This window comes from uncultured Anaerococcus sp. (genome assembly GCF_963510575.1).
In the GTDB taxonomy this organism is placed as follows: Bacteria; Bacillota; Clostridia; order Tissierellales; family Peptoniphilaceae; genus Anaerococcus.
Map to the genome: position 1 here is coordinate 1 of NZ_CAUPFR010000096.1, position 5,844 is coordinate 5,844.

Here is a 5,844-nt window from a genome sequence, read left to right on the forward strand (position 1 = left end):
GTTAACCAAAGAATTTTGGAAGGGGATATGGGTGGTGCAGAAGAAACTGCTCTTAAGTATGAGAATGCTTTTGGTAAGGGTTCATTCTTTTTAGAAGTCCAAGATCACGGCATGGCTGAGCAAAAAAAGGTAAACCAAGGAATAAAATACCTTCATAGGAAACTTGGGATAGAGATGGTTGCACCCAACGATGTCCATTATATAAACAAGGAAGACGCCTATTACCAAGATGTGCTCTTGTGCATCCAAACAGGTTCTTTAATCAAGGATGAAAATAGGATGAGGATGCCAACTAGGGAATTTTACCTAAAAGATGCTGAAACTATGGCGACAATCTTCAAAGATTATGAAAGAGCAATCGAAAATACTGGGAAAATTGCCGACCGTTGCCAGGTTGAGATAAAATTTCATCAGCCACATTTGCCTTATTATACAAAAGTCCCAGAAGGCCTTACAAATTTAGATTATTTGAAATTATTAGTAAACGAAGGCATATCCCAAAAATATAACGAGGTTACGGATGAAATTGTAAATAGGGCAAAGATGGAAATTGATGTTATAAATTCCATGGGTTATGTCGATTACTTTTTGATAGTTTGGGATTTTGTAAATTATGCCAGGAAAAATGATATTGCCGTTGGACCAGGCAGAGGTTCTGCGGCGGGATCTCTAGTTTCCTATGCCTTAGATATTACCCAGATTGACCCCTTGAAATACAATTTGATTTTTGAGAGGTTTTTGAATCCAGAAAGGGTATCCATGCCCGATATTGATATAGATTTCGACTATGTTTTAAGGGATAGGGTGGTTGAATATGTCAATGACCTTTATGGTAGGGACCACGTTTCGCAAATCGTAACCTTTGGTAGGATGCAGGCAAGAAATGCTATTAGGGATGTAGGTAGGGTTTTGGATATAGCTTATGGAAAGGTAGATACTATTGCTAAACAAATCCCTGCCACAATCGGAATGACCATAGACAAGGCTCTTGCAGAATCAGACGCCTTTAGGGCTTCTTACGAAAAGGACGCAGAGGGTAAGAGACTAATTGATACAGCCAAAAAACTCGAAGCTCTTCCTCGCCACACCTCAATTCATGCTGCTGGCGTAGTTATTTCTAAAGACCCACTTACAGATATAATCCCTCTAGCTCTTTCAAACGACCAGGTAGTAAGCCAGTTTGATATGACAGAGATTGAAGAGCTGGGACTTTTAAAGATGGACTTTTTGGGCCTTAGAAACCTCACAGTTATCAAAGATACCATTAAGGACGTAAAGAAAAATTATGGTGTTGATATAGATATAAGAAAAATTGACGTAAATGATGTAAATGTCATCAAACAATTTAACCAAGCCAAAACTATCGGACTTTTTCAATTTGAGTCAGCTGGTATGAGGGCCTTTCTAAAAAATCTTAAGCCAACGGTTTTCGATGACCTAATCGCAGCAAATTCGCTATTTAGACCTGGTCCTATGGATGAGATACCAAAATACATCCACAACAAAAACAACCCTGCAGACGTTAGTTTTTTAGATGAAAAATTAAAACCGATTCTAGGAGTAACCTACGGAATAATTGTCTACCAGGAACAAGTAATGCAAATTGTTCAGAAGCTTGCAGGCTACTCTCTTGGCGAAGCAGATAACCTAAGGCGCGCCATGTCTAAAAAGAAAATGGCAGTCATGGAAGAAAACAGGGATATTTTTATAAATGGCAAAGTAGATGAGGACGGCAAGGTCATAATCCCAGGAGCAGTGAGAAATGGAGTGAATAAGCAGGCGGCAAATACGATTTATGATGAAATGATTTCATTCGCCAAGTATGCTTTTAACAAATCTCACTCTGCAGCCTACTCGCTTGTGGCGGTTCAAACAGCATATCTAAAGCACTATTATCCAGAAGAATATATGGCAAATTTAATTTCATCTGTTATGGATCAGACTGGAAAACTCTATGCTTATGTTGCTGAAACAAAAAGACTAGGAATCGAAGTCCTAGCGCCAGATATAAATAAATCTTATGGGTCTTTTGAAGTAAAAGATAAAAAAATTATTTTTGGCTTATCCGGAATAAAAAATGTTGGCTTAAACCTCATAGAAGCAATTGTAAAGGCTAGAGAAGAAGCAGGTGCTTTTACTAATTTTAAAAATTTCTTGGAAAGGGTTGAAGATACAGACTCAAGAGCCCTAAATAAAAAAGGAATAGAATCCCTAATTAAGGCAGGAGCCTTTGATAGTCTGGGCTATACTAGGTCTTCGCTAATGGCAATTTTTGAAAAGGCCATAAATACAGTTCACGAAAATAACAAGATAAATGTCACAGGTCAGATTAATTTGTTGGACATGGCAAGCTCTAAAGAAGAGACTGACATTGATATGCCAAATATTGATGAATATCCAAAAAAAGTTAAGTTGAGATTAGAAAAAGAGGTTCTAGGTTTTTATATTTCTGAGCATCCCTTGTCCGAAAGGAGCCTTGCCCTTTCAAACCTTGTTAATTTTACGACAAATTACAGGGAAGAACTTGGTGAAAATAGGCTAGCTAGTCTTGATGGAAAATTTGTGACCATGGCAGGTATTATCAATAATAAGAAAGAACTTACAACCAAAAAACGAGACTTAATGGCTTTTGCATCGCTAGAAGATATGTATGGAAATATTGAAATGGTAATATTTCCTAAAACATATACAGAGTATAGAAAATTAATTGAAGATGATAACGTTGTAATTGCAAAAGGCAGATTGCAAACTGACGAAAGTGACGTAAAATTATTAGCGTCAGAATTTATTGACCTAGAAAATGCAAATCTTAAAACTTTATATCTAAAAATGAAATATAAAGAGTATAATGAAATTAAAGGCTTACTTATATCAAATTCAGGCAATAATCCTGTTAAAATATATTTTGAAGATAAGAAAAAGTTAGTGGGTCTAGATTCTAGATTGTGGTTTAATATTAATGATTCTACAATAAAGCTTTTAGAAGATAGGCTTGGAAAAGAAAACATTAAGGTTAAATAAGGAGATTTAATGAAGACAATAGGTATACTTACAAGTGGTGGCGACGCTCCGGGCATGAACTCTGCCATTAGAGGAGCTGTAAGAACTGCACTTAATAAATCAATGAGAATTAAGGGTGTCAGAAACGGTTACGATGGCTTAATGAAGGGGGATATTTACGAAATGAATATCTCATCAGTAGCAGATATCATCCACAAGGGTGGTACTATCTTAGGAACTGCTAGAAGCCTTGAATTTCAAACACCAGAAGGTCAAAAAAGAGGAGCGCAAATCCTTGCTGACTATGGTATTGAAGGCCTAATCGTAATTGGTGGTGATGGATCTTTTAAGGGTGCAAAGGCTCTATCAGACTTAGGCATCAAAACAATTGGAATCCCTGGAACTATAGATAATGATATGGGCTATACTGATTACACTATAGGATTTTTTACAGCTATAGAAACTGTATCAGATGCTATAGGCAAGTTAAGAGATACATCTAGCTCTCACGGTAGGGCTGTTGTAATAGAGGTAATGGGACGTAACTGTGGAGACCTTGCTTTGTATTCAGGTCTTGCAGGAGGCGCTGAATCCATTATCGTTCCTGAGCATAAATTTTCAATTAATGAAATAATTGCTAAGATGGAACACGGTAGAAAAAGAGGAAAACTCCACCATTTAATAACCCTAGCTGAAGGTGTTGGTGATCCTTATGCTCTTGCAAATGAACTTGAAGAAAAAACTGGAATCGAAACAAAGGTAACAGTTCTAGGTCACGTTCAAAGAGGTGGTTCGCCTTCTGCAGTTGATAGACTTTTAGGATCTGCAATGGGTTCTAGGGCTGTTGAATTATTATCAGAAGAAAAAACTGGCCTTGCTATAGGTTATGTAAATGGACAAATTATTGAAGTAAGTATAGAAGAAGCTACATCTGTTAAATCAGTTTTCGATGAAAATCTATATGACTTGGCAAATAGCTTATCAAGATAGGAGACAAAATGCAACCAGAAATTTTAAAGAAAACCAAAATCGTATGTACAATTGGTCCAGCTAGTGAAAAACCAGAAGTACTTGAACAACTCATTAATAACGGAATGAACGTAGCAAGATTAAACTTTTCACATGGTACCCATGAAGAACATTTAGAAAAAATAAAAACTATCAAAAGATTAAGAAGAAAATTAAACAAACCAATAGCAATCATGCTAGATACAAAGGGACCAGAAATCAGAACTGGTAACTATAATGTTAAGGAAATCTTCCTAAAACCAGATGATATTTTTACCCTTACAACTAGAGATGTTATGGGAACCCAAGATATAGTATCTGTAAGTCACAAAGGCTTACCTCAAGATGTTAAGGTAGGAAGCGAAATCTACATAGATGACGGCCTAGTTCAACTTGAAGTAATAGAAATCAAAGATGGTACAGATGTGGTTTGTAGGGTGCAAAACAACGGCGTACTTTCAAACCATAAGGGAGTTAACCTTCCAGGTTCTAAAACAAACTTACCAGCAATCACTCCAAAGGATGTTGATGACATAAAATTTGGTATAGAAAATGGAATCGACCTTATAGCTGCTTCTTTTGTACGTAAAAAAGAAGATGTTTATGATATAAGAAAAGTTCTTGAAAACCATGGTGGAGAAAATATAAAGATTATTTCTAAGATAGAATCCCAAGAAGGTGTGGATAACATCGAAGAAATCATCGAAGCATCTGACGGAATTATGGTAGCAAGAGGTGACCTTGGTATAGAAATCAAAACAGAACTAATACCAGGAGTACAAAAAGATATCATTAGAAGATGCAATGCTGCTGCAAAACCAGTTATTACAGCTACACAAATGCTTGACTCTATGATTAGAAACCCAAGACCAACAAGGGCAGAGACAACAGACGTTGCCAACGCCATTATAGATGGTACTGACTGTGTAATGCTTTCAGGTGAAACTGCAGGTGGAAAATATCCAGTACAAGCAGTTAAAACTATGAAAGACATCTGTATCACAACAGAATTGTCAGATGACTTTATAGAAAAAGTTTACAACACAAAAGTCATAACAAGAAGAAACACAACAAACTCTATAGCCAGATCTACCTGCCAAATCGCAAGAGAACTAGACGCAAAAGCTATTATTTCTTGTACATCATCAGGTAATACTTCAAGGGTAATTTCTAAATTTAGACCAAGAACAACAATCGTAGCTGCAACAACTACAGATAGCGTTGCTCGTCAATTATCAATTGTTTGGGGAGTTTATCCACTTGTAATTAAAGAAGCTCACGAAACAGACGAACTTATCGAAAGAGCTATAGTTGGAGGCTTATCAGAAGGCTACCTAGAAGAAGGCGACCTAACTATAGTAACAGCTGGTGTTCCACTTGGCGTAAGCGGTTCTTCAAACCTAATTAAAGTTCATGTAATTGGTGATATCATCACATCTGGTACTGGTATAGGTGCCAAATCAGTATCAGGAAAGGTTGTAGTAGGATCAACTAGAAAAGAACTTGAAAGCAAATTTGAAGAAGGCGACATAATTGTAGCTAAATTCACTGACTCTGACATAACAGAATTCATAGAAAAAGCATCAGCTATAGTTACAGAAACAGGTGGACTAACAAGTCATACAGCAGTTGCAGCAGTTCACTTTGGAATCCCTGCAGTAGTAGGAGCCATAAGCGCACAAAGCCTAGTTCAAGACGGTCAAATCATAACAGTAGACCCAAAAGGAGGAGTAATCTACAACGGAGAAACAAAAGTAATCTAATGAAATACAATGATAACTATATAAGAGATATCCTAAAAGATGGGAGGGGAGTTGCAGAAACTCCTGAAAAGCT

3 protein-coding genes are annotated in these 5,844 nt (G+C 36.8%); all 3 read left to right on the plus strand.

Annotation, left to right across the window (positions count from 1 at the left end):
- Window positions 1-3,021: DNA polymerase III subunit alpha (locus tag RQ907_RS07040; protein WP_311492670.1), on the plus strand; the 3,021-nt coding region annotated here is incomplete at its 5' end.
- Window positions 3,022-3,030: 9 nt separating this feature from the next.
- Window positions 3,031-3,990 carry a 6-phosphofructokinase gene (gene pfkA / locus RQ907_RS07045; protein ID WP_311482116.1) on the plus strand — a complete coding sequence of 320 codons (960 nt, stop codon included), beginning with the start codon at window positions 3,031-3,033 and terminating at the stop codon, window positions 3,988-3,990.
- A gap of 8 nt (window positions 3,991-3,998) precedes the next feature.
- Complete coding sequence (pyk, locus tag RQ907_RS07050; RefSeq protein WP_311492671.1) at window positions 3,999-5,771, plus strand: pyruvate kinase; 1,773 nt, start codon at window positions 3,999-4,001, stop codon at window positions 5,769-5,771.
- Window positions 5,772-5,844 lie beyond the last annotated feature (73 nt).

Bases quoted from the DNA above. Each gene is read 5' to 3' on its own strand.
- pfkA (WP_311482116.1), top strand. From the start codon at position 3,031: ATGAAGACAATAGGTATACTTACAAGTGGTGGCGACGCTCCGGGCATG.
- pyk (WP_311492671.1), top strand. From the start codon at position 3,999: ATGCAACCAGAAATTTTAAAGAAAACCAAAATCGTATGTACAATTGGT.